Annotated in this window: 19 protein-coding genes; 5 read left to right on the top strand and 14 right to left on the bottom strand. The window is 64.9% G+C overall.

Annotated elements, in window-relative coordinates:
* Nucleotides 1–146: 146 nt before the first annotated feature.
* The 4 genes from KMZ29_RS21055 to KMZ29_RS21040 all read right to left on the bottom strand — a co-directional run bounded on the left by KMZ29_RS21055 (nt 147) and on the right by KMZ29_RS21040 (nt 3,111).
* Nucleotides 147–881: an HAD family hydrolase gene (locus KMZ29_RS21055; RefSeq protein ID WP_369810039.1), complete on the bottom strand. Its 735-nt coding sequence runs from the start codon at nt 879–881 to the stop codon at nt 147–149.
* A 5-nt stretch (nt 882–886) separates the two neighbouring features.
* Nucleotides 887–1,774, bottom strand: a complete 888-nt coding sequence (hemF, locus tag KMZ29_RS21050) for an oxygen-dependent coproporphyrinogen oxidase (protein WP_215621020.1) — start codon at nt 1,772–1,774, stop codon at nt 887–889.
* A gap of 236 nt (nt 1,775–2,010) precedes the next feature.
* Nucleotides 2,011–2,643 (bottom strand): 7-carboxy-7-deazaguanine synthase, encoded by a 633-nt coding sequence (gene queE / locus KMZ29_RS21045; protein WP_215621019.1) that lies wholly within the window; start codon nt 2,641–2,643, stop codon nt 2,011–2,013.
* A 12-nt stretch (nt 2,644–2,655) separates the two neighbouring features.
* Nucleotides 2,656–3,111 (bottom strand): tRNA (cytidine(34)-2'-O)-methyltransferase, encoded by a 456-nt coding sequence (locus KMZ29_RS21040; RefSeq protein WP_215621018.1) that lies wholly within the window; start codon nt 3,109–3,111, stop codon nt 2,656–2,658.
* Nucleotides 3,112–3,388: 277 nt separating this feature from the next.
* Between KMZ29_RS21040 and petA the strand changes: the two genes are divergently transcribed.
* From petA to KMZ29_RS21025, 3 genes are all read left to right on the top strand, one after another.
* Nucleotides 3,389–3,919, top strand: coding sequence for a ubiquinol-cytochrome c reductase iron-sulfur subunit (petA, locus tag KMZ29_RS21035; protein ID WP_215603181.1), 531 nt, complete (start codon nt 3,389–3,391; stop codon nt 3,917–3,919).
* Between the two features lie 65 nt (nt 3,920–3,984).
* On the top strand, nt 3,985–6,051 hold the full coding sequence (locus tag KMZ29_RS21030; protein WP_215621017.1) for a cytochrome c1: 2,067 nt from the start codon (nt 3,985–3,987) through the stop codon (nt 6,049–6,051).
* Nucleotides 6,052–6,282: 231 nt separating this feature from the next.
* A complete protein-coding gene (locus tag KMZ29_RS21025) occupies nt 6,283–6,957 on the top strand; it encodes a dienelactone hydrolase family protein (RefSeq protein ID WP_215621016.1) in 675 nt (224 codons plus the stop codon).
* A gap of 145 nt (nt 6,958–7,102) precedes the next feature.
* Here KMZ29_RS21025 and KMZ29_RS21020 read toward each other — a convergent pair whose 3' ends face one another.
* The gene (locus KMZ29_RS21020; RefSeq protein WP_215621015.1) at nt 7,103–8,101 is read right to left on the bottom strand and encodes a VOC family protein; all 999 of its coding nucleotides are present in this window, start codon (nt 8,099–8,101) and stop codon (nt 7,103–7,105) included.
* Nucleotides 8,102–8,432: 331 nt separating this feature from the next.
* On the opposite strand from KMZ29_RS21020, the gene KMZ29_RS21015 reads away from it, so the two are divergent.
* On the top strand, nt 8,433–10,598 hold the full coding sequence (locus KMZ29_RS21015; RefSeq protein WP_215621014.1) for an anthranilate synthase component I: 2,166 nt from the start codon (nt 8,433–8,435) through the stop codon (nt 10,596–10,598).
* A 148-nt stretch (nt 10,599–10,746) separates the two neighbouring features.
* Nucleotides 10,747–11,286: an adenine phosphoribosyltransferase gene (locus KMZ29_RS21010; protein WP_215621013.1), complete on the top strand. Its 540-nt coding sequence runs from the start codon at nt 10,747–10,749 to the stop codon at nt 11,284–11,286.
* A 175-nt stretch (nt 11,287–11,461) separates the two neighbouring features.
* Here the strand turns inward: KMZ29_RS21010 and KMZ29_RS21005 are convergent, their stop codons facing one another.
* The 9 genes from KMZ29_RS21005 to KMZ29_RS20965 form a co-directional block, all read right to left on the bottom strand.
* Complete coding sequence (locus KMZ29_RS21005) at nt 11,462–12,130, bottom strand: hypothetical protein (RefSeq protein ID WP_215621012.1); 669 nt, start codon at nt 12,128–12,130, stop codon at nt 11,462–11,464.
* A 58-nt stretch (nt 12,131–12,188) separates the two neighbouring features.
* Nucleotides 12,189–12,938, bottom strand: a complete 750-nt coding sequence (locus KMZ29_RS21000) for a P-loop NTPase family protein (RefSeq protein WP_215615197.1) — start codon at nt 12,936–12,938, stop codon at nt 12,189–12,191.
* A 278-nt stretch (nt 12,939–13,216) separates the two neighbouring features.
* A complete protein-coding gene (locus tag KMZ29_RS20995; RefSeq protein WP_215621011.1) occupies nt 13,217–14,422 on the bottom strand; it encodes a M48 family metallopeptidase in 1,206 nt (401 codons plus the stop codon).
* 123 nt (nt 14,423–14,545) lie between these two features.
* A complete protein-coding gene (locus KMZ29_RS20990; RefSeq protein WP_215621010.1) occupies nt 14,546–15,106 on the bottom strand; it encodes a LemA family protein in 561 nt (186 codons plus the stop codon).
* A gap of 204 nt (nt 15,107–15,310) precedes the next feature.
* A complete protein-coding gene (locus KMZ29_RS20985) occupies nt 15,311–15,691 on the bottom strand; it encodes a COG4315 family predicted lipoprotein (RefSeq protein WP_215621009.1) in 381 nt (126 codons plus the stop codon).
* A gap of 72 nt (nt 15,692–15,763) precedes the next feature.
* Nucleotides 15,764–16,756 (bottom strand): small ribosomal subunit Rsm22 family protein, encoded by a 993-nt coding sequence (locus KMZ29_RS20980; protein ID WP_215624355.1) that lies wholly within the window; start codon nt 16,754–16,756, stop codon nt 15,764–15,766.
* A 127-nt stretch (nt 16,757–16,883) separates the two neighbouring features.
* Nucleotides 16,884–20,348, bottom strand: coding sequence for a chromosome segregation protein SMC (smc, locus tag KMZ29_RS20975; protein ID WP_215621008.1), 3,465 nt, complete (start codon nt 20,346–20,348; stop codon nt 16,884–16,886).
* 235 nt (nt 20,349–20,583) lie between these two features.
* Nucleotides 20,584–21,240, bottom strand: coding sequence for a DsbA family protein (locus KMZ29_RS20970; RefSeq protein ID WP_215603169.1), 657 nt, complete (start codon nt 21,238–21,240; stop codon nt 20,584–20,586).
* A gap of 115 nt (nt 21,241–21,355) precedes the next feature.
* On the bottom strand, nt 21,356–21,844 hold the full coding sequence (locus KMZ29_RS20965; RefSeq protein WP_215621007.1) for a DUF721 domain-containing protein: 489 nt from the start codon (nt 21,842–21,844) through the stop codon (nt 21,356–21,358).
* Between the last annotated feature and the right edge of the window lie 193 nt (nt 21,845–22,037).

The following is a 22,037-nucleotide window of genomic DNA, read 5'->3' as shown; positions in this document are numbered from 1 at the left end:
GCATTCTTGCCCAGCCTCGACGGGTCAAATGGTGTCGCTGGCATCGCATATGCCGGCGACTACCCCGCTACTTTTACTTTGCATGGGGTTGTTTTCGATATTTTTGGTTGGGAGCGACCGGGTCGAGGTTTGGACCGGCAAAAGCTTCATGCTGCTTCGTCAGGCAGCAGCTCGGTCAGCGAGCGGATGATGCGGTCGGGCTTGATGCTGGTGTCGGCGGGCAGGCCTTCGCCATGCGCATCCATCCAGATCGCATAGATGCCGAGGCGCTGCGGCACCTCGATTTCCCATTCCAGATTGTCGCCGATCATCCAGGTCTCGGGTGCGGTGACGCCGAGCGCCTGCATGGCATGGTGGTAGGCGCGCTCCTCCGGCTTGCCGAAACCATGCTCGCCTTCGATCTGGATATGATCGAAGCGGTGCGTCAGTTCAAAGCGCTCGACCTTGGCGCGCTGGGCATCGGCGGCGCCGTTGGTCACCAGCGCGAGTTTCACGCCGCGCGCTTTCAGGGCATCGATCGCATCATGCGCGCCGGGGAAAACGAACATCTCCTCTTCGCGATAGGTGGTGAAGCGGTCGGCGAGCCGGATCGCCAGATCCATCGACAGGGTGGAGTGGCCGGCAGCGGCAAGTGCCGCAAATCCACCCCTGACGACCTCGTGCCTTGCCTCGGCGAGTTTCAATCGCCACTCGGCTTGCGCCTTCGCCCAGAACTTGCGGCCGGAATCCACGATCGCGGCGGCAACCTGTTGCGGCGACAGCGGCGCAAATTCGCCGGCGAATTCCGCCGCGACGTTGTTCCAGGCGATTTCGGGGCGGCCATAGGCCGACAGGATGGTGTCGTCCATATCGATCAGCATCGCGCGGGGCAGCTTCGTCATCGTCTTCACGGCCATTTCACTTCGGGCGGCATCGACGACAGGATGGAATCGACGTTGCCGCCGGTTTTCAATCCGAAGATGGTGCCGCGGTCATAGAGCAGGTTGAATTCGACGTAGCGTCCGCGCCGGATCAACTGTTCCTCGCGATCATCAGCCGTCCATGGCGCGGCGAAATTGCGCCGCACCAGTTCGGGATAGATTTTCAGGAATGCGCGGCCGACATCCTGCGTGAAGGCGAAGTCGGCGTCCCAGTCGCCGCTTTCGAGCCAGTCGTAGAAGATGCCGCCGATGCCGCGCGCTTCCTTGCGATGCGGCAGATAGAAATACTCGTCGCACCATTTCTTGAACTTGTCGTAAGGCGCGACCGCGGCGTGCGCATCGCAGGCGGCCTGCATCGCGGCGTGAAAGGCCACCGTGTCGGGATCCGCTTGCGTCCGCCGCCGGTCGAGCACCGGCGTCAGGTCGGCGCCGCCGCCGAACCACGCCTTGGTGGTGACGACGAAGCGGGTGTTCATATGCACGGCCGGGATATTCGGATTGTGCAGATGCGCGATCAGCGAAATGCCCGAGGCCCAGAATCGCGGATCATCGGCGGCGCCGGGAATCTGCGCGCAGAATTCCGGCGCGAATTCGCCGTGCACGGTGGAGCAATGCACCCCGACCTTTTCGAACAGCCGTCCGCGCATGACCGACATCACGCCGCCGCCGCCGGGCTTTCCGGTGTGGTCGGTGCGGTCCCAGGGGGTGCGCACGAAGCGCCCCACAGCGCCCGGATGGAGCGATGCCGGCGCTTCGGCTTCGAGTTGCTCGAAGGCCGCGCAGATGTCGTCGCGCAAGCGTTCGAACCAGGTCCGCGCGCGCGCCTTGCGATCCTCGATCACGGAGATGTCCATATGATATTCCTGATGTGGGCCGATCAGTAGCCGATCATCTTTCCTATTACACTGTCATTCCGGGGCGATGCGAAGCATCGAACCCGGAATCTCGAGATTCCGGGTCTGGTGCTAGCGCACCATCCCGGAATGACGACGTCTGGATTGCTTCGTCGCTACGCTCCTCGCAAAGACGGCAACCTCCGACATTAGCCCTGCGATTTCGTCAATTCCCACATCTTCCAAAGAATCCAGATCTATCTGATGCCGAGTGTCTTGTGCGTCTGCACGCTGAGCCGCCATTGCGGGTGGCGCATGCAATAGCTGACGGCGCGCTCCGTGTTGGCGGCGACGTCCGGTCCATCCATCGGCTGCAGCGAAAATCGCTCGAAGGCGAGATCGGCGAAGGCCGCGGGCATGGCGTCAGCCTGCGGATAGACCAGCTTGAGTTCGTCGCCTTGCCGGACCACGAGTTCGGCGCCCGCCTTGGGGCTGACGCAGATCCAGTCCACGCCGTCGGGCGGCTTGATCGTGCCGTTGGTCTCGAGGCCGACGGCGAAGCCGCGCGCGTGCAGGGCGTCGATCAAGTCGGCGTCCACCTGCAACAGCGGTTCCCCGCCGGTCAAGACCACGTAGCGATACCCATGCTCGCCCGCCCATTGGCCGGCAATGGCATCGGCGAGTTCGTCGGCCGTGGCGTAGCGGCCGCCCAGCGTTCCGTCGGTGCCGACAAAGTCGGTGTCGCAGAACTGGCACGTCGCCGCGGCGCGGTCCTGCTCGCGGCCGCTCCAGAGGTTGCAGCCGGAGAACCGGCAAAACACCGCCGCGCGGCCGGCTTGCGCGCCTTCGCCCTGCAAAGTCAGAAAGATTTCCTTGACCGCGTAACTCAACGCGCCGTCTCCTCAAGATGCGGAACTGGTCTGCCGCAGGGCTTCGCCCAATGCCATCGCCGCCGCTACCGCGACATTGAGCGAGCGCAAACCGGGCTTGATCGGGATCACCACCCGCGCGTCGACCGCGGCGACCACCTCGTCGGGAACGCCTGCGGACTCGCGCCCGAACAGCAGGATGTCGTCGGCGCCATAGCGATAATCAAGGTAGGAGCCGGGACTTGTGGTCGTAAACAGGATCAGGCGATAGCCCTTTTCACTACGCCATTGCTCGAATTTTGACCATGAGTCGTGGCGCATGATGGTTACCCGGTCGAGGTAGTCCATGCCGGCCCGGCGGAAGTGCCGGTCGGACACCGGAAAGCCGGCCGGCTCGATAATATGGGCCGCCACGTCCAGGCACGCGCAAAGGCGCAGAATCGTCCCGGTGTTCTGGGGGATGTCGGGCTGGAAAAGCGCAACCTGCATGATGTGACGGCCCCCGGAGGGCTCCATGAAATGTCTGAATAATTCGCCGCTTCCCGCGGAATTAGTGCATTGCACGTTTGCGAGCCGATAGCGGGCTTGCGCTCGTCCGGCAAGGGTGCCAATAGAACGATTCTGGACTGCTTGTTCCGCCCGATTGGCCGGGAAAAGTGGTCTTTCTGCCGCCGCGGGGGTCGCGGGCGCCGGCAGCCTCCTCCGGTTCGTCGTGACGTTCCCTGGGGCGGTTCCACCGGCTGCAGACAAGAAAGGGCTTGGAATCGTGACGACAGCGTCTTCGGCGGATCATCCCACACGCCGTGATTTCCTTTTTGTTGCAACGGGAGCCGCCGCTGCGGTCGGCGGAGCGGCCACTTTGTGGCCCTTCATTTCCCAAATGAACCCGGACGCCTCGACCATCGCGGCCGGCGCGCCGATCGAAGTCGACCTGACGCCGATTGCCGAAGGGCAGGACGTCAAGGTGTTCTGGCGCGGCAAGCCGATCTTCATCAGCCACCGCACCAAGAAGCAGATCGAGGAGGCCCGCGCGGTCGCCGTCTCGAGCCTGCCCGATCCGCAGAGCGATCAGGCCCGGGTCAAGGAAGGCCACGACCAGTGGCTGGTCGTGATCGGCATCTGCACCCATCTGGGCTGTATCCCGATCGCCCATGAGGGCACTTACCACGGCTTCTTCTGCCCCTGCCACGGTTCGCAATACGATACCTCGGGCCGCATCCGTTCGGGACCAGCACCCACCAACCTGCCGGTGCCGCCCTATCAATTCGTTTCCGACACCAAAATCCAGATCGGCTGAGCCTCGGATCCAGTATCCGAGACTTGGGCCTGTCGCGTCGTCTTATACTTCCTCAGGATCGCATCATGAGCGGACCATCCGACTACCAGCCGACCAATTCCGCATTGAAGTGGATTGAACGGCGTCTCCCGATCTTGGGACTTATGCACTCCTCGTTCGTGGCCTATCCGACGCCGCGCAACCTGAACTACTGGTGGACCTTCGGCGCCATCCTTTCGATGATGCTCGGGGTGCAGATCATCTCGGGCGTGGTCCTGGCGATGCACTACACGCCGAATGTCGACATGGCCTTCAAGTCGGTCGAAAGCATCGTGCGCGACGTCAATTACGGCTGGTTGCTGCGCAATATGCACGCCACCGGCGCCTCGATGTTCTTCGTCGCGGTCTACGTCCACATGTTCCGCGGCCTGTATTACGGGTCGTACAAGGAGCCGCGCGAGATCCTGTGGATTCTCGGCGTCATCATCTACCTCCTGATGATGGCGACCGGCTTCATGGGTTACGTGCTGCCTTGGGGTCAGATGAGCTTCTGGGGCGCCACCGTCATCACCAACCTGTTCTCCGCCATTCCCTATGTCGGCGACAGCATCGTCACCCTGCTGTGGGGCGGCTATTCGGTCGGCAATCCGACCCTGAACCGCTTCTTCTCGCTGCATTACCTGCTGCCGTTCGTGATCGCAGGCGTGGTCGTGCTGCACGTCTGGGCGCTGCATGTCGCCGGCCAGAACAATCCGGCGGGCGTCGAGCCGAAGACGGCAAAGGACACCGTGCCGTTCACGCCTTACGCGACCATGAAGGATGCGTTCGGCGTTTCCTGCTTCATGCTGTTCTTCGCCTGGTTCATCTTCTACATGCCGAACTACCTCGGCGAGGCCGACAACTACATCCCGGCCAATCCCGGTGTGACGCCGCCGCATATCGTGCCGGAATGGTACTACCTGCCGTTCTACGCGATCCTGCGCTCGATCCCGAACAAGCTCGCCGGCGTGGTGGCGATGTTCGGCGCGATCCTGATCCTTGCGTTCCTGCCCTGGCTCGACACCGCCAAGACCAAGTCCTCGAAGTATCGCCCGCTGGCCAAGCAGTTCTTCTGGATCTTCGTCATCGTCTGCCTGCTGCTCGGCTGGCTCGGCGCCAAGCCCGCCGAAGGCATCTATGTGATTGCCGGCCGCGTGCTGACGTTCTGCTACTTCGCCTATTTCCTGATCGTGCTGCCGCTCTTGAGCCGGATCGAAAAGCCGCGTCCGGTGCCGAATTCGATCGCCGACGACGTGCTGGCCAAATCCGGCAAGTCGGCGGTGGTGTCCTCGGTGATCGCGCTTGCGGTCGCAGGCGCGCTGTTCGCCGGAAGCGTGCAGGATGCCCGGGCGGCAGAGGGGCAGGAAACGCCGCCGTCGCTGAAGTGGTCGTTCGCCGGTCCCGTCGGCAAGTTCGACCGCGGCTCACTGCAGCGCGGCCTGAAGGTCTACAAGGAAGTCTGTTCGTCCTGCCACGGCCTGTCCTACATCGCGTTCCGCAATCTCGCCGACGCCGGCGGTCCCGGCTATTCGGCGGCGCAGGCGGCAGCGTTCGCGTCCGAATACAAGGTCAAGGACGGCCCGAACGATCAGGGCGACATGTTCGAGCGGGCTGGCCGGCCGGCCGACTACTTCCCGTCGCCGTTCCCGAACGACAACGCGGCGCGGGCAGCCAATGGCGGCGCTTTGCCGCCCGACCTGTCGCTGATCACCAAGGCGCGCTCCTACCCGCGCGGCTTCCCGATGTTCCTGGTGGACTTCTTTACCCAGTTCCAGGAGCAGGGTCCGGACTACGTCGCCGGGCTGCTGCAGGGCTATGAGGACAATCCGCCGGCCGGGTTCGCGCTGCCGGAAGGCTCCTACTACAACAAGTATTTCCCCGGCCACGCCATCAAGATGCCGAAGCCGCTCAGTGACGGCCAGGTCACCTATGACGACGGCTCGCCGGCGACGGTCGCGCAATACTCCAAGGACGTCACCACGTTCCTGATGTGGGCCGCGGAGCCGCACATGGAGGCGCGCAAGCGGCTCGGCCTGCAGGTGTTCGTGTTCCTGATCCTGCTCACGGGCCTGTTGTACTTCACCAAGAAGAAGATCTGGGCCGACGCGCACTGATCCTGGCGCTCGCCGACGACATGAATGCGAAAAAGCCCCTGCGGGGGCTTTTTTGTTGGTTACGTCATTGCGAGCGAAGCGAAGCAATCCAGCCTACTGCCAGCTTCAAGAAGACTGGATTGCTTCGTCGCTTTGCTCCTCGCAATGACGGCTATCCCCGATTGCTTCCTGCCCGCGCAGCGGCCAAAATAGCCGCCAATTGTCCCCCAAAGAAAATCACCGGAGGATCCCATGGGTACCAGCATCACGTTCAAGCGCCCGGACGGCAAGGAAGCCGGCGGCTATCTCGCCAACGCCGCGCGCGGCAACGCGCCGGGCGTGGTCGTGATCCAGGAATGGTGGGGGCTTTCCGAGCAGATCAAGGGAATGTGCGACCGCTTCGCACTGGCCGGCTTCGATGCACTGGCGCCCGATCTCTACAAGGGCAAGGTGGTGCCGTATCACGACACCGATGCCGCCGGCAAAGAGATGAACTCGCTGGATTTCATCGACCTCACCACGCAGACCGTGCGCGGCGCCGCGCAATATCTCGCCCGCAACGGCGCCAAGGTCGGCCTCACCGGCTTCTGCCTCGGCGGCGCGGTGACCATCATCGGCGCCACCAAAATTCCGGAGCTGGCCGCGGGCGTGGTGTTCTACGGCATCCCGCCGGAGCAGGCGGCGAAGCCCGCGGACGTCAAGATTCCGCTGCAGGCGCATTTCGCCAACAAGGACGACTGGTGCACGCCGGCAGCCGTCGACGCCTTCGAGAAGGCGATGAAGGCAGCGGGCAAGTCGATCGAGCTGTTCCGCTATGACGCCGAGCACGCCTTCGTCAACGAGCAGCGGCAATCGGTGCACGACCGCGAGGCGGCGGAACTCGCCTGGGGCCGCGCCACGGAGTTTTTCAGGAAGCATCTGGGGTGAGGGCGCTTCCGTCATTGCGAGGAGCAAAGCGACGAAGCAATCCATGTTTCGTGCGTGAAGTATGGATTGCTTCGCGGAGCCTGTCATCGGGCGCGCGTTCGCGCGACCCGTTGGCTCGCAATGACGATGGTGGCTTGGCCAGCAATCAGCCCGCCTTGCTCAACCCGTCCCACCACGGGCACGTACCCGGCATCAGTTTGTAATTGCCTTCCATCACCTGCACCGGCGCGCGCCGGCCTTCGGCCGCCGCGCGCATCCGCATCTCGCGCGCGACTTCGCGGTCTTCCGGCGGCAGCCAGAGCCGCTCATGTCCCCACAGGCTGGGGCCGTCCTTCAGCTCGCAGGATTGCCAGGTGGCAGGATCGATCTGGCGGCCGCCCCAGCCGCACTCGACCATGAACGACGACGGCGTCTTGGCGTAGAACGAAGTCATCAGGTCGTTGGTGTGACGGCCGAGCGTGACGTTGACGCGATCCTCGTTCAAGGCGACGTCGTAGGACTGGCCGACATCGTCGAGCGAAAACAATTCCACCATCAGATGGTGTATGCCGTTCCTGCCGGTCTCGATCAGCGCAAGGCTGTGGTGCCGCGCGTTGATGTGGAAGAAATAGGCGCGGAACGGTTTCAGCATGTAGTCGCTTAGCCCGAAGCCGAGCAGGCCGACATAGAACGGCATCATGGCGTCGATGTTTTCGACCGTCAGTACGGCATGGCCGAGGCCGAGCGGCCCGGTGCGGAAACCGGAAATCGAACGGCCGGGACGAAACGGCGTATCGTCGGTCTCGGCGCCGTAGAACGCCTCCAGCCGGTTGCCCGAGGGATCGCTGAACGAAATCAGCCCGCGCACCCGCCTCGCATCGGCCAGCGCCTGCGGCTCGGCCGTGACCGCGACGCCGGCCTTTTCCAGCCGGGCGGCGAGGGCGTCGAGGTCGACCGCATCCGCCACCTCCCAGCCGAAGAAGTGCGCGCCTTCCGGCATCGCGCGGTCGATCACGATGCGCTGCTTGCGGTCGTCCATCCGGAACGCCAGCAGCGAATTGCCGCGCTCCACCGCCTGCAGGCCGACCAGCCCGGTGCCGAACTGCCGCCAGTCGTCGAGATCGGCCGAGCCGAATCCGGCATATCCCAGCGCCTGAATGGGCATCGCGCGCCTCCGCTTTCGGCAGGTCTTGACCGTTCAATCCCGGTGCTGCCTGGGCGGAATCCTACGCATATTTTCCGGCCTGCAACACCAAAAGATGGCCCCGAATCCGGTCCCGGCCCACCGGCGCCTCCCTTGACGTTTCAGCTCCGGCATGGTGTTTAACCGCCCATGAACACCGTCGTCCGCAACGTCAGTCTTTGGTGGCGCACCTCTTAAGAGGTGGCCGGTGCGATTTCATTTTCCAGAATCGTCAGAGGCCGTCATCGCAGTGCGACGGCCTTTTCGTTTGTCCTGTGTGGCGTTCCCTCGGCAAGTTTCGTAAGAGGATCACATGAACAGGACAGCCTTTTCCCTGCCGTCCCATAGCGAATACCGCACCCGCGGCGGGCTGGCGGTCACCCGGTCGGTGGAGCAGTTCACCGGCGACGCCAAGCGGCTCGATGCCCTGATCGACCTGCTCGATCGCCGCCGCGGCGTGGTGCTGTCGTCGGGGACCACGGTGCCCGGCCGCTACGAGAGTTTCGACCTCGGCTTTTCCGATCCGCCGTTGCAGCTGGAAACTGTGGGATCAGAATTTTCGCTGCAGGCGCTGAACGCGCGGGGCGAGGTGCTGATCGCATTTCTCGGCGACGCGCTGCGCGAGCCCTGCATTGTAATAAGCCAAAGAAGCGCAACGCGGCTCAAGGGGCATATCGTGCGCGGCGCCGCCCCGGTCGACGAGGACCAGCGCACCCGCCGCGCCAGCGTGATGTCGCTGGTGCGCGACCTGGTCGCTGCGCTCGGGGCCAATGACGATCCGCTGCTCGGCCTGTTCGGCGCCTTCGCCTACGACCTGGTGTTCCAGATCGAGGACCTCGTGCAGAAGCGGGCGCGCGAGAACGACCAGCGCGACATCGTGCTGTACGTGCCGGATCGCCTCCTCGCCTACGACCGCGCCACCGGCCGCGGTGTGGTGCTGAGCTACGACTTTGCCTGGAATGGCAAGTCCACCGCGGGCCTGCCGCGCGAGACTGCCGAGAGCGCCTACGCCAAGGCGCCGCGGCAGGGATTTGCCGACCACGCGCCCGGTGAATATCAGGCGACCGTCGAGACCGCGCGCGCGGCGTTTGCCCGCGGTGATCTGTTCGAGGCGGTGCCGGGGCAACTGTTCGCCGAGCCCTGCGAGCGCTCGCCGGCGGAAGTGTTCCAGCGGCTGTGCCGGATCAACCCGTCGCCCTACGGCGCGCTGATGAATCTCGGCGACGGCGAATTCCTGGTGTCGGCCTCGCCCGAGATGTTCGTGCGCTCCGACGGGCGGCGGGTCGAGACCTGCCCGATCTCGGGCACCATCGCGCGCGGCGTCGATGCGATCGGCGACGCCGAGCAGATCAGGCAACTGCTGAATTCGGAGAAGGACGAATTCGAACTCAACATGTGCACCGACGTCGACCGCAACGACAAGGCGCGGGTCTGCGTTCCCGGCACCATCAAGGTGCTGGCGCGGCGCCAGATCGAGACCTACTCGAAGCTGTTTCACACCGTCGATCATGTCGAGGGTATTCTGCGGCCGGGCTTCGACTCGCTCGATGCCTTCCTGACCCATGCCTGGGCGGTGACGGTGACCGGCGCGCCGAAATTGTGGGCGATGCAGTTCGTCGAGGATAACGAGCGGTCGTCGCGGCGCTGGTATGCCGGCGCGATTGGTGCGGTGAATTTCGATGGCAGCATCAACACCGGGTTGACCATCCGCACCATCCGGATGAAGGACGGCCTCGCCGAAGTGCGGGTCGGCGCGACCTGTCTGTTCGACTCGGACCCCGCCGCCGAGGACAGGGAATGCCAGGTCAAGGCGGCGGCGCTGTTCCAGGCGCTGCGCGGCGATCCGCCGAAGCCGTTGTCGGCATTCGCGCCGGATGCCACCGGATCGGGCAAACGGGTGCTCTTGATCGATCATGACGACAGCTTCGTTCATATGCTCGCCGACTATTTCCGGCAGGTCGGCGCGACGGTTACGGTGGTGCGGCATATTCACGCCCAGCAGATGCTGAAGCAGAACGCTTACGATCTGCTGGTGCTGTCGCCGGGGCCGGGCCGGCCGGAGGATTTTGGAATTTCCAGGACCATCGACACGGCGCTCGATCGCAAGCTGCCGATCTTCGGCGTCTGCCTCGGCGTGCAGGCGATCGGCGAGTATTTCGGCGGCCAGCTCGGACAACTCGCCCAGCCCGCGCATGGACGGCCTTCGCGCGTTCAGGTGCGCGGCGGGCGGCTGATGCAAAATCTGCCCAATGAAATCGTGATCGGCCGCTATCACTCGCTCTATGTCGAGCGCGACAGCGTGCCGGATGTGCTGCAGGTGACGGCGACCACCGAGGACGGCGTCGCGATGGCGATCGAGCACAAGACCTTGCCGGTCGGCGGCGTGCAGTTCCACCCGGAATCGCTGATGTCGCTGGGTGGCGAAGTCGGCCTGCGCATCGTGGAAAACGCATTCCGGCTGGGAGTGCCGGCCAATTAGAGGACACCGTCATTGCGAGGAGCACTTGCGACGAAGCAATCCAGCCCTGCTTGCCGCTATGGATTGCTTCGCGGAGCCTGCGGGCGGCGCGTCGCGCCGACCCGTTGGCTCGCAATGACGGAAGAGAAGGAAGGGAAAGAAAACTCCGATGACTTTTGAACACGATTTGAAGGCCACCGTCCGCACCATTCCGGATTACCCGAAGCCGGGCATCCTGTTTCGCGACATCACCACGCTGCTCGGCGATCCCCGCGCGTTTCGCCGCGCGGTCGATCAGTTGGTGGATCCCTGGGCCGGTTCGAAGATCGACAAGGTCGCCGGGATCGAGGCGCGCGGCTTCATCCTCGGCGGCGCGGTGGCGCATCAGGTCTCGGCCGGTTTCGTGCCGATCCGCAAGAAGGGCAAGTTGCCGCATACCACGGTGCGCATCGCCTATTCGCTGGAATACGGCATCGACGAAATGGAAATGCACGCCGACGCCATCAAGCCGGGCGAGCGGGTGATCCTGGTCGACGACCTGATCGCCACCGGCGGCACCGCGGAGGGCGCTGTCAAACTGCTGCGCCAGATCGGCGCCGATGTGGTGGCCGCCTGTTTCATCATCGACCTGCCCGATCTCGGCGGTGCGGCGAAACTGCGGGCGATGGATGTTCCGGTGCGAACGCTGATGGCGTTCGATGGGCATTGAGTTAGCAACGCGCTAGACTCTCCCTACGTCGTCCCTGCGAAAGCAGGGACCCGCAATCCCGGGCGTTTGTTGTTTAGGAAGGCGTCGGCATCCGTGCCTTAACGTGGGGGCACGGCGTATGGGTCCCGCTTGCGCGGGGACGACGGGTTCATGGTAACCAAACAATCGCGACGAGTTACGACCCCTGCAGCAACAAATTCAGTTCGAGTTCGCGGAAGCTGAAGTAGTTCTCGCGGATCCATTGATGCAGTTCGGTCGATGAATCCTTCTCGTTACGCAGGTACTGCGTGAACGAGAACGTCAGCCGGTCGACATAGGTCTTCAGGAACGGCGGCAGCGCGGCGATGCGAAGCACCCGGCCACCGGCCATCGCTGCAGGCAGCTCGCCGCGCACCACATGCTCGTTGTCGACGGTCACCAGCGCGGTCGGCGGAATCTGCTGCTGCAATATCGGAAAGGCGCGGGCCGAGACCCGGTCGGTATCGGCGACGAACAGGATGACCGGCGAGACGCCGCGCCGCGCCGCCTCCTTCATGAAGCCGATTTCCCCGGTCATCTTGAAGAACTCGTCGAAGGCGTGAAAGCCGAGGTCGATCACCTTGGCGACGCCGTCATTGACGATCAGGCGGTCCATCAACTGCATCTTGCCGAAGGTATCGTCGACCTCGGCGGTCTCGGTGACCCCGGGAAGGAATTCCAGCAGCGACGGCTCTTTCAGGTTGATGTCGAATGCCGCGACCGCGCCGTGCTTCAGCAGCAGGTATTCGGTCAGTAGCCGCGCGATCAGCGTCTTGCCGACCAGCGGACGGGGCGAGCAGATGATGTAGACGGCCGTGCGGTGCATTGGCGCTATATCAGGCGAATTCGGCGCCTAATCCAGCCAAATAGCATCCCATGCGCAATTATTTTTCGCCGCGCGCGGTGGCTTTGCCGGAGCCGACCAGGTCGGTCAGCTTGATGCGGTCGAACTCGCTCCAGACATTGGCCAGCCAGTGGCGGACATAGCCGCGCAGCACGAACGAATAGTTCGCGGCCTCGTCATGCGTGCCCTTGTTGGCCACGAATTTGAGGAACGGCACCGAGGCGACCTCGACCTGCTCATAGGCCATTTCGTTGAGCTTGGGGATGGTGAGCTCGGTGGCGTCCTTGATGCGGTGGAAATAGGAATTGTAGGTCGCCTGGTCCCACTGGAAGAACTGGGTGTCGTTGATGAAGTTCTTCACCAGGAAGTACTTCGCGCCCTGCATGAAATTGGCGGTCTCGGCGATCTCGTCCAGCGAGGCGATCGAGGGTCCCAGGATATGGAACACGGCGAAGGTGATCTGGCCGGACTTGGCGGCATCGAGAAAGCCGATGTCGCGCAACGAGGCCAGCGCCGGCGACAGCAGGCCGGCGCGGACGTCGATCACGGTCACGGAGGAGCCCGCGTTCAGGGTGTCGAAGATCTTCATCTGGTCCGATGTCGTCGTCATGTCGACGATCTCGGTGATGTCGGGGTGGAAGCGCTTCAGCGTGCCGCGCGGCGATTCGGTATCGAAGGCCCGGGTGAGGACGTTGTTGGCGGAAAAATAGTCCAGCAAGGTCCGCGACACCGTGGTCTTGCCGACCCCGCCCTTGTCCGCACCTACCACGATCACTACCGGCTTCGTCATGAACTGCCCTTACGCGCCATTTTTCATTGGGGCCTGATCCTAGAACAAACCAAGCCGTCTGTTCGGGAAAACCGCTGCCGGCTCCGGATCATGTCCCAATGGCCCGATCGCGGGAGCGATCGGTACGTCCCACCCTGCTTTGGGCGCGAACATGGCAGAAACAAGGGGGAATTCAATTCATTAGACCGCCGTTAGGGTTAAATCCTGCCGGCGTCGTTAATCGCCATGGCGGGGCGGTCTCTGGCCGGGGCAGTTAGCCCGCTGCGAGGGCCCGGCCGTCAGTGCCGGCGGCCCCACGGACCGGCCGGATTGACCCAAGGGCCCTGTGATGCGCCTTGCGAGGCGGCGGCGGCGGGGTCCTTGGCATCGCGCCACGGCCCGGACGGCAGCGGCGGCGGGGCTTCCCGGTTGGCTGGGCCTTCGGGCCGATCCTCCGGCTCCTCTTCGGTATCCTCCGAGGGCAGGGCCAGCGGCCCGGGATCGCGGCCACCGGCGAATTGCACCAGCGCCTGCACCCGGGAATCTACGGAAGGATGGGTCGCAAACAGGTCGGCGAAGCCCTCGCGCGGGTTGTCGATGCACAATTCCATCACCGCCGAGGTCGCACCGGGAAGCTCGCCCCGGTTCTCGATCTTGCGCAGCGCCGAGATCATGGCGTCGGGGTTCTTGGTCAGTTCGACCGACCCGGCGTCGGCGAGCAGCTCGCGCGACCGCGATAGCGCCAGCTTCACCACCTGCGACAACAGCCAGGCCAGCAGGATCAGCACCACCGCGATGATGATGACAATGACCGCGCCGCCGCCGCCCTTGCTGTTGCTGTCCGAGGAGGACGAGGATGATGAGGACGACGAGGATGACGATCCGCCCGAGGAGTTCCAGCTCAGGTTGGTGAACATCCGGAAGAACAGCTCGCCGAAGAAGCCGACCACGCCGGCGATGATCACCGCGACCACCATCAGCTGCACGTCGCCGTTGCGGATATGGGTGAGCTCGTGGCCGAGCACGGCCTCGATTTCCTTGTCGTTCAGCGCCCTCAACAGCCCCGTGGTGACGGTGACGGCATATTGCCGACGGTTGAGCCCGGTCGCGAACGCGTTCCGCGCGTCGCTTTCCATGATCTTCAGTTTCGGCATCGGGATGCCGCGGGAGATGCAGAGGTTTTCCAGGAGATTATAGAGCCGGGGCTGCTGCTTCCGCGTCACGTCCTCGCCGCCGGTGACGGCGTCGATCATGTTCTGGTGGAAGAAATAGGCGATCACGATCCACAGCGCGGCCGCGACGGTGGCATAGGGAAACGCCTTCACCAGGTCGCGCGAGGCGGCCATCAGGTAGTAGTCGGCCGGCCGGTTGCCGTCGATCAGCACTTCCGCGACCAGCGCGCCGGCATAGACCAGCACGTAGATCAGCAGGAACAGCCCGGCGAGCAGCAGCATCGAACGAAACTTGTTCGACGCGATGTGCGTGTAAAGACCGTACGCGGCCATAGCCGGCTATTCCACTAAAGAGTGTCATTCCGGGGCGATGCGCAGCATCGAACCCGGAATCTCGAGATTCCGGGTTCGTCGCGTTGCGACGCCCCGGAATGACGGGGAGAGATTCTTGTCACCTCAGAACTTGACCGTCGGCACCGCCTCGACTTCGGTCCTGGAGGTGCCGAGATCGAAGAATTCCTTTTTGGTGAAGCCGAACATGCCGGCGAACAGTGCCGCGGGCAGCTGCTGGATGCCGGTGTTGTATTCCTGGACCGCGTTGTTGAAGAAACGGCGGCTGGCGGCGATCTTGTTTTCGAGGTCGGACAGTTCGCCCGACAGCTGCTGGAAGTTGGCGTTGGCCTTGAGGTCCGGATAGGCCTCCGACAGCGCGATCAGCCGGCCGAGCGCGCCGCTGAGCTGGTTTTCGGCGGCCGCAACCTGTCCCGGTCCGTGCGCCGCCATCGCGCTGTTGCGGGCCTTGATCACGTCGTCGAGCGTGCCGCGCTCGTGCGAGGCATAGCCTTTCACGGTTTCCACCAGATTCGGGATCAGGTCGTGGCGCTGCTTGAGCTGCACGTCGATGTCGGCAAAGGACTGGCCGACGCGCTGGCTGAGCGCGACCAGGCGGTTATACGCGCCGAGCGCGAAAAGAACGATGATGACGATAATGCCGAGAACAATCCAGCCCGATGACATGACCCGTGACTCCTGATGAAACGACCGGCGCGCAGCCTAGATGAAAGATGGGCGCACGTCTGCGGCCCCGATAGGGGGCCGCCCGGGTTGGTCGCTTTGGGAGTGGGGTAAGTTCAAGCGCCGGGACGGCTTTGTGCCGCATGGCAGGGAGGCGGCCATCGCCTCCCTGCCATGGGCAGGGTCGATCGCGGTCGATTTTCCCGATTACGGCTTTGCCATGTGCCAGGCGCCGTTCAGGAAGCCGTCGCCGTTGGTGTCGCCGGCGGCCATGTCCTTCTTGAAGGTGTAGAGCGGCTTGCCCTTGTAGGCCCACATCTTCTTGCCGTCGTCGCGGACCACGATGGTCATGTCGGCGGCCGGCTTGGCGTCGTCGGCGGCCGCCAGCGGCGGCCAGTTCTCGGCGCAGGGACCGTTGCACATCGACTTGCCGCCGGCGTCCTTGTCGAAGGTATAGAGCGTCATGCCCTTGGCATCGACGAACGTCCTGCCCTTCGGCGTGTCGGCCGTCTTCAGCGCCTGCGCCGATGCCGCCGATGATGCGAGAATGAAAGTCAAAGCCGCTATTGCGGCTGATATCCTGGACATTGCAGCTCTACTCCTGATGAAGCGTGTTGGAGACGCGGATGCGTCGCTTAGACAAACGCCGGAGCGTTGGGATTATTCCGCCGAGGGCGGGCCGTCATCGAAGACGGCGCCGCCCCAATTGTATTTTCGAAAGCGCGCATAGCGGGCCTTGTCGCGTCGCGGCGCGACGGCGCTGATAACGCCGCGATCCGTGCAGAGTCTTGCCGTTACGGCGATCTTGGTGACATCCGGCTGCGCCAGCACGCGGGCGGGGTGCTGCGCGACCGCAGCGCGCGTCAGCGCCAGGTAAGAAAATTTTTCGTCCTCATAGGGAAGTTCTGCGGATTTGAGTTGTTTATGCGCGCGCGAGCGCGGCAGGCGCTGGGTGAAGTGACACCAGTCCGGCGCCAGCAGCGGACATTGGCCGTCATGCGGGCAGGGCGCCGCGACATGCGCGCCCGCAGCGATCAGTTGTTGCCGCAGCGTCATGATGCGCGCATAGCCTGCCGGCGTGCCGGGCTCGACCACCACTAGCGTATCGCGGGTCTTTGCCCACATCCGCATGGCGAGCGCGCTGCGTTCGCTTTCGCTGATTTCGCCGATCATATAGCTCGCCACCACGAGGTCGGCGGCCTCGGCCTCAGCCAGCGCGGCGCCGGCCTCGCCGCGCTGGTAATTGATGTCGCGCAGGCGGGTGCTGCCGCGGCTGAGATCCAGCGCCAGCGCGCGCAGTGCGTTGTTGGCATCGAGCAGGGAAAAACTCTGCAGCGACGGAAACGCTTCCGCCGCGGCCCAGCTCGCCGTACCCGGCCCGGCGCCGACATCGAGCAGGCTCTTGGGCGCAAAGTGAGGCGTGATCTCGCGCAGCGCGTTCAGGCTCGCCGTCACCGCGGCGTAGGTCGCGGGCATGCGTGCCAGCGCATAGGCAAGCGCATCGGTTTCGGACCGGATCGCGCCGGAGCCGCCACCGTCGCGATAGGTGCGCGAGATGACGCCGGCGCGTGCGGCGGCGTCGGTGCGCGACAGCCCGTGCAGCCTGGCGTCGAGCGCGGCTTTCAGTTCGGCTGGAAGGTCGGGAGCGGTCATCGCATGCCGTTGTATGCACGTCATTCCGGCATCGCGCGAAGCGCGAGAGCCGGAATCTCGAGCTAAACGAACGAGATTCCGGGTTCGGCGCGGTGCGCCGCCCCGGAATGACAATCAAACGAAAAGCTCACGCCACGTTCTGGTCGAGGATCTTCACCGCGTCGTCGAGGCCGACCGAGACCAGCTGCGACACGCCGCGCTCGGCCATGGTGACGCCGAACAGCCGGTTCATCCGCGCCATCGTGATCGGGTTGTGCGTGATGATGATGAAGCGCGTCTCGGTCGAGGACGTCATCTCGTGCAACAGGTTGCAGAACCGCTCCACGTTGTGGTCGTCGAGCGGCGCGTCGACTTCGTCCAGCACGCAGATCGGCGACGGGTTGGTGAGGAACACCGCGAAGATCAGCGCCAGCGCGGTCAGCGCCTGCTCGCCGCCGGACAATAGCGACAGCGTCTGCGGCTTCTTGCCGGGCGGCTTGGCGATGATCTCGAGGCCGGCCTCGAGCGGATCGTCGCTCTCGATCAGGTGCAGGGCGGCTTCGCCGCCGCCGAACAGTTCCACGAACAGCCGCTTGAAATGGCTGTTGACGGTCTCGAACGAGGTCAACAGCCGCTCGCGCGCCTCGCGGTTGAGGCTCTGGATGCCCTGGCGCAGCCGCTTGATGGCTTCGACGAGGTCGTCGCGCTCGGTGGTCAGCGCGGTGTGCTGGGCCTCGACCTCGCGCAGCTCTTCCTCGGCGCGCAGATTGACTGCGCCCAGCCGCTCGCGGTCGCGGCGCAGCTTTTCGAGGTTTTCCTCGATCTCGGGGAGCGGCTGCAACTCCGCGCCCGGCTCGATCTCGGCGAGACCGGCCACGGCGTGCGGCTCGACTTCCAGCATGTCGTGGATTTCACGCTCGATATCGGCGAGCCGGCGCCTGGCGCCGTCCATGCGCTCTTCGGCGCGGGCGCAGGCCTCGCGCGCGCTCGACAGCGCCTCCAGCGAAATCTTGGCGGCGCGGTCGGTTTCCGCCATCAGGCTCTCGGCGGCGGCCAGCGCGTCCGCAGCGACGCGGCGGGCGGTTTCGGCCTGCTCGATTTCGCTGATCAGCGCACGGCGTTTTTCCGCGAACAATGCGGGCGCGTTGTCGAGTTCGGCGCGCTCGGCGGTGACCTCGGTGACGCGGGCTTCGATGGTGGCGATGTGGGTGGCCGCGCTGGCTTTGCGGTTCTGCCATTCGTTGCGTTCGGAAAGGATCGCCTGCACGCGGCGGTCGGCGAGTTCCGCCTCGCGCGCCAGCGCCTGCGCCTCGGCCCGGACCTGCGCCGCGAGGCGGCGGTGGCCCTCGATCTCGGTGCGCACCGTGGCAAGCCTGGTTTCGGTCTCGAGGCTTGGCGGCAATTCGTTGAGCGCCGCATTGGCGCTCTCATGCGCGCTCTCGGCCTCGGCGCGGTCGGCGTTGAGGCGGCTGTGGGCTTCGGTCAGCGCCGACTTCCGCGCGGCGTGGCGGTTGATCTCGCGCTCGGTCGCGGCATGGCGCTCGCGCGCGGCATCGGCCTCGCGCTGCGCGGCGCGCCAGGCTTCGCGCGCGGCGGCTTCCGCCGACGAAGCCATCTTCAGCTCGGCTTCGGCGGTTTCCAGGGCCTGACGCTTGGCTGATGCGTCGATGCGGGCCTGTTCGAGCTCGTTCTCGATATCGACCAGCCGCGCGCGCTCGGCGAGACGCCGCGCGGCGCCGGTCGGGGCGTGGGCGGCGGCGACGAAACCGTCCCAGCGCCAGACGTCGCCTTCCGGCGACACCAGCCGCTGGCCGGTCTTCAGTTGCGACACCAGTTCCGCGCCGCGTTCCTTCGGCACGACGCCGATCTGCGCGAGCCGGCGCGTCAGCTCGGAAGGCGCGTCGACATGGGCGGCGAGCGGTTCGACGCCCGCAGGCAGCGCCGGATCGCCTTCGGTCACCCCGGAATTGGTCCAGCGCATCGGCGCCGACGGATCGACCGGCGCATCGAGATCGTCGCCCAGCGCGGCGCCGAGCGCCTTTTCATAGCCCTTGGCGACGGTGACGCCGTCGATGATCGGCGGCCACAGATTCTTGGTCTCGCCGTTGACGAGTTTCGAGATGGTGCGGGCTTCGGTCTCGAGCCGCTGCACGCGCTTGTCGGCCTCGTTGAGCGGCGCGCGGGAAGCTTCCAGCTTTTGCCGCGCCGCGATATGGGCGGCCTCGCTGCCCTGGGCGGCGGCTTCGGACTGCGCCAGGCTCTGCTGCGCGGTCTCCATGACGCCGGCGAGTTCTGCGAGGTCGCCGAGCCCGCTGGTTTCCTGCGCGAGCTTCTGCTCCTCGCTCGCGACGCTGGCGATCTCCTGATCCAGCCGCGCCAGCCGGTCGCGATGGGTCCGCACGTTCCCCTCGAGCTGGTTGCGCTTGGCGGTGAGGTCGGCGAGCACGGTGGTGAGTTCGGCGAACAGCCGTTCGGCCGCGGCCAGCGTCGCTTCGGCCTCGGATACGCGTTCATCGACGCCGCTGCGCTTTTCGACGCGCGACTTGATCTCTTCCTTCAATTCGGAGTCTTCGGCATCGAGCCGCTGCAACGCCACTTCCGCGTCGGAGGTCTGCTGCTGTTCGCGGGCGATGTCGGCCGAAAACTGCGTCAGCCGGCGGTCGAGCTCGGCGACGCGTTCCTTCGCGCGCTCTTCCTCGCGGTCGAGCTGCTCGCGGGCATTGGTGAGCCGCTGCAGCCCGGCCGCGGCGCGGGCTTCGCCCTCGCGCAGCGCCGGCAGTTCGGAGGCGCGGATCGCCTGGATACGGGCCGCTTCGGCCTGCTCGCGGGTCCGCTCGGCCATCTCGCGGACGCTGAGATCGTGGGTCTGGGAGGCTTCCGCGACGCCGGCATTGGCGTCGAGCCAGCGCAAATGGAACAGCATGGCCTCGGCCTTGCGCACCTTGGCCGCGACCTCGCGGTAGCGGATCGCCTGCCGGGCCTGCTTCTTCAGGCCATCCATCTGGCCGGCCAGCTGTCCGACCACATCCTCGACGCGGGTGAGATTGGTTTCCGCGGCCTTCAGGCGCAATTCGGCCTCATGGCGGCGGGCATGCAGCCCGGCGACGCCGGCGGCGTCCTCCAGCACCCGGCGGCGCTGTTCGGGCTTGGCCTGAATGATCTCGCCGATCTTGCCCTGGTGAACCAGCGCCGGCGAACGCGCGCCGGTAGCGGCGTCGGCAAACAAAATTTGAACGTCGCGGGCGCGGACGTCGCGGCCGTTGATGCGATAGACCGAGCCCGCCTCGCGCTCGATGCGGCGGGAGACTTCCAGGATCTCGCGGTCGTTGATGGCCGCGGGCGCCGAGCGATCGGTGTTGTCGATCGTCATCACCACTTCGGCGTGGTTGCGCGCCGGACGGTTGCCGGAACCGGCGAAGATCACCGCGTCCATGTCGGCGGCGCGCAGCGACTTGTGCGAGGTCTCGCCCATCGCCCAGCGCAGCGCCTCGACCAGATTCGATTTGCCGCAGCCGTTCGGTCCGACTACGCCGGTGAGGCCGGATTCGATCACGAAGTCGGTGGGTTCAACGAACGACTTGAAACCGTGGAGGCGGAGGCGGGTCAGTTTCATGGACGCGATTCTCTGTTGGCAGGGCGCGAATCTCCCTGCCGTGACAATACCATAGAAGGCAATGTCGGTGTGTGGGCGAGTCGCCTTTTGCGGCTCTTATGCCCCGCAACAATGGCGAGGCCGGGGCCTTTGGGCAACCGCCGCCCGGGGCTTTTCCCAAGGGTTTTGCAGCGGGTTAGCGGCTTTTCAGGGGTTATGCGAGCCAGATAGGTCGTGGCTCGCGGTAGCGCAAGAGTCAGCTCTTCAGCAGCGACTTGATCCGCTTGTCGAATTCCTCGAACGAGGTCCCGCCCTTGAGCATTTCGCCGTTGATGAAGAAGGTCGGCGTCGAATTGACCTTCAGCACCTCGCTGGCGAATTTCTGGTCGGCGGCGATCTTGTCGAGCAGCGCCTGGTCCTTGAGGCAGGTCTCGACCGCCTGCTGGCTGAGCCCGGCCTGCTTGCCGATCCGGGTCAGGGTTTCGGCGGTGTTCTTCATCACCCAATCGTTCTGCTGCTTGAACAGCATGTCGACGACGGCGAAGTATTTCCCGGAGTCGCCATTGGCGATGCAGCGCGCCAGCATCGAGCCCGCCGCGGCCTTGATGTCGAGCGGGAATTCACGGAACACGTAGCGGATCTTGCCGGTGTCGATGAATTCCGACTTGATCTTCGGGAACACGGTTTCGTTGAAATTCGCGCAATGCCCACAGGTCATCGAGGCATATTCGGTGATCGTCACCGGGGAGGTGGCCGGGCCGAGCACCATGTCCGGCAGCGATTGCGGCTTGGCGACGTCCGAGGCGCTTTGCGCCATCGCGTCGCTGATCAGGTGCAGCGGCGAAAGCCCGGCGACGAGGCTGAGCCCGGTCAGCGACAGGGCGGTGGTGAAGGCGCGGCGCGTAATGATCAACGGTTTGCTCCCGGATTGGCGCGTTCACGCCCGAAGAACCAAAGGAAGGTGTTCGCTAGCTTGAAACCACAATTGTGGCAATGGCGCGCCGCGATTCCCGGACCGGACCAGAGGCTCAATTTCGCTTGATCGACGCGCCGAGCCGCGCCAGTGCGGCCCGCAATTCCTCGTCCTCGACCGAAGCCAGGGTTTCCGCGACTTTCGCCACCGACGCGGGGTCCGGGGCGCGGGGGGCCCTGGGCCGGTCCCGGCGGGACAACGGCGCCTGCCGCAGCGCCAGCCGCCCCACCGCGCTCCAGCCGAAGAAGCGGTTGACCCGCTGCAGGATGACGTCGGAGGCGTGCTGGATTTCCAGGGCCATCGGGCCCTCCACGCGCAGCACCAGCGTCGCCGGTTCCTGCGGTTGCCCCTCCACCGGCCGCGGCCACTGGATTTTCAGTGGCTCGGAATGGGCCGCGACCTCGGGGCCGGCGATTTCCGACCAGCGCGTCACCAGTTCGCGCGCCGCAAACCCCTGCTTGGCATAGGCGTCGGAAAACACGTCGCTGAGCAGGACGGACAACGGCTTGGCGCTGATCGGGCCGGGTTTTGATAGGCGTGCCATGGGGTCTTATAGCACCGTGAATGGCGGGGGCGGAACTCACTCGCCGTCATGGCCGGGCAAAAGCGCGAAGCGCGTCTTCGCGCTAGATGACCCGGCCATCCACGTCTTTGAGCGACGACAGGAAGAAAGACGTGGATGCCCGCGACAAGCGCGGGCATGACGTGGAGAAACCAGTGGCTCCGTACTAAAGCTG

This window comes from Bradyrhizobium sediminis (genome assembly GCF_018736085.1).
GTDB classification, from domain to species: Bacteria; Pseudomonadota; Alphaproteobacteria; order Rhizobiales; family Xanthobacteraceae; genus Bradyrhizobium; species Bradyrhizobium sediminis.
Note: the sequence above shows the minus strand (reverse complement) of the source record. Positions and strands in the feature narration are given on the sequence as shown.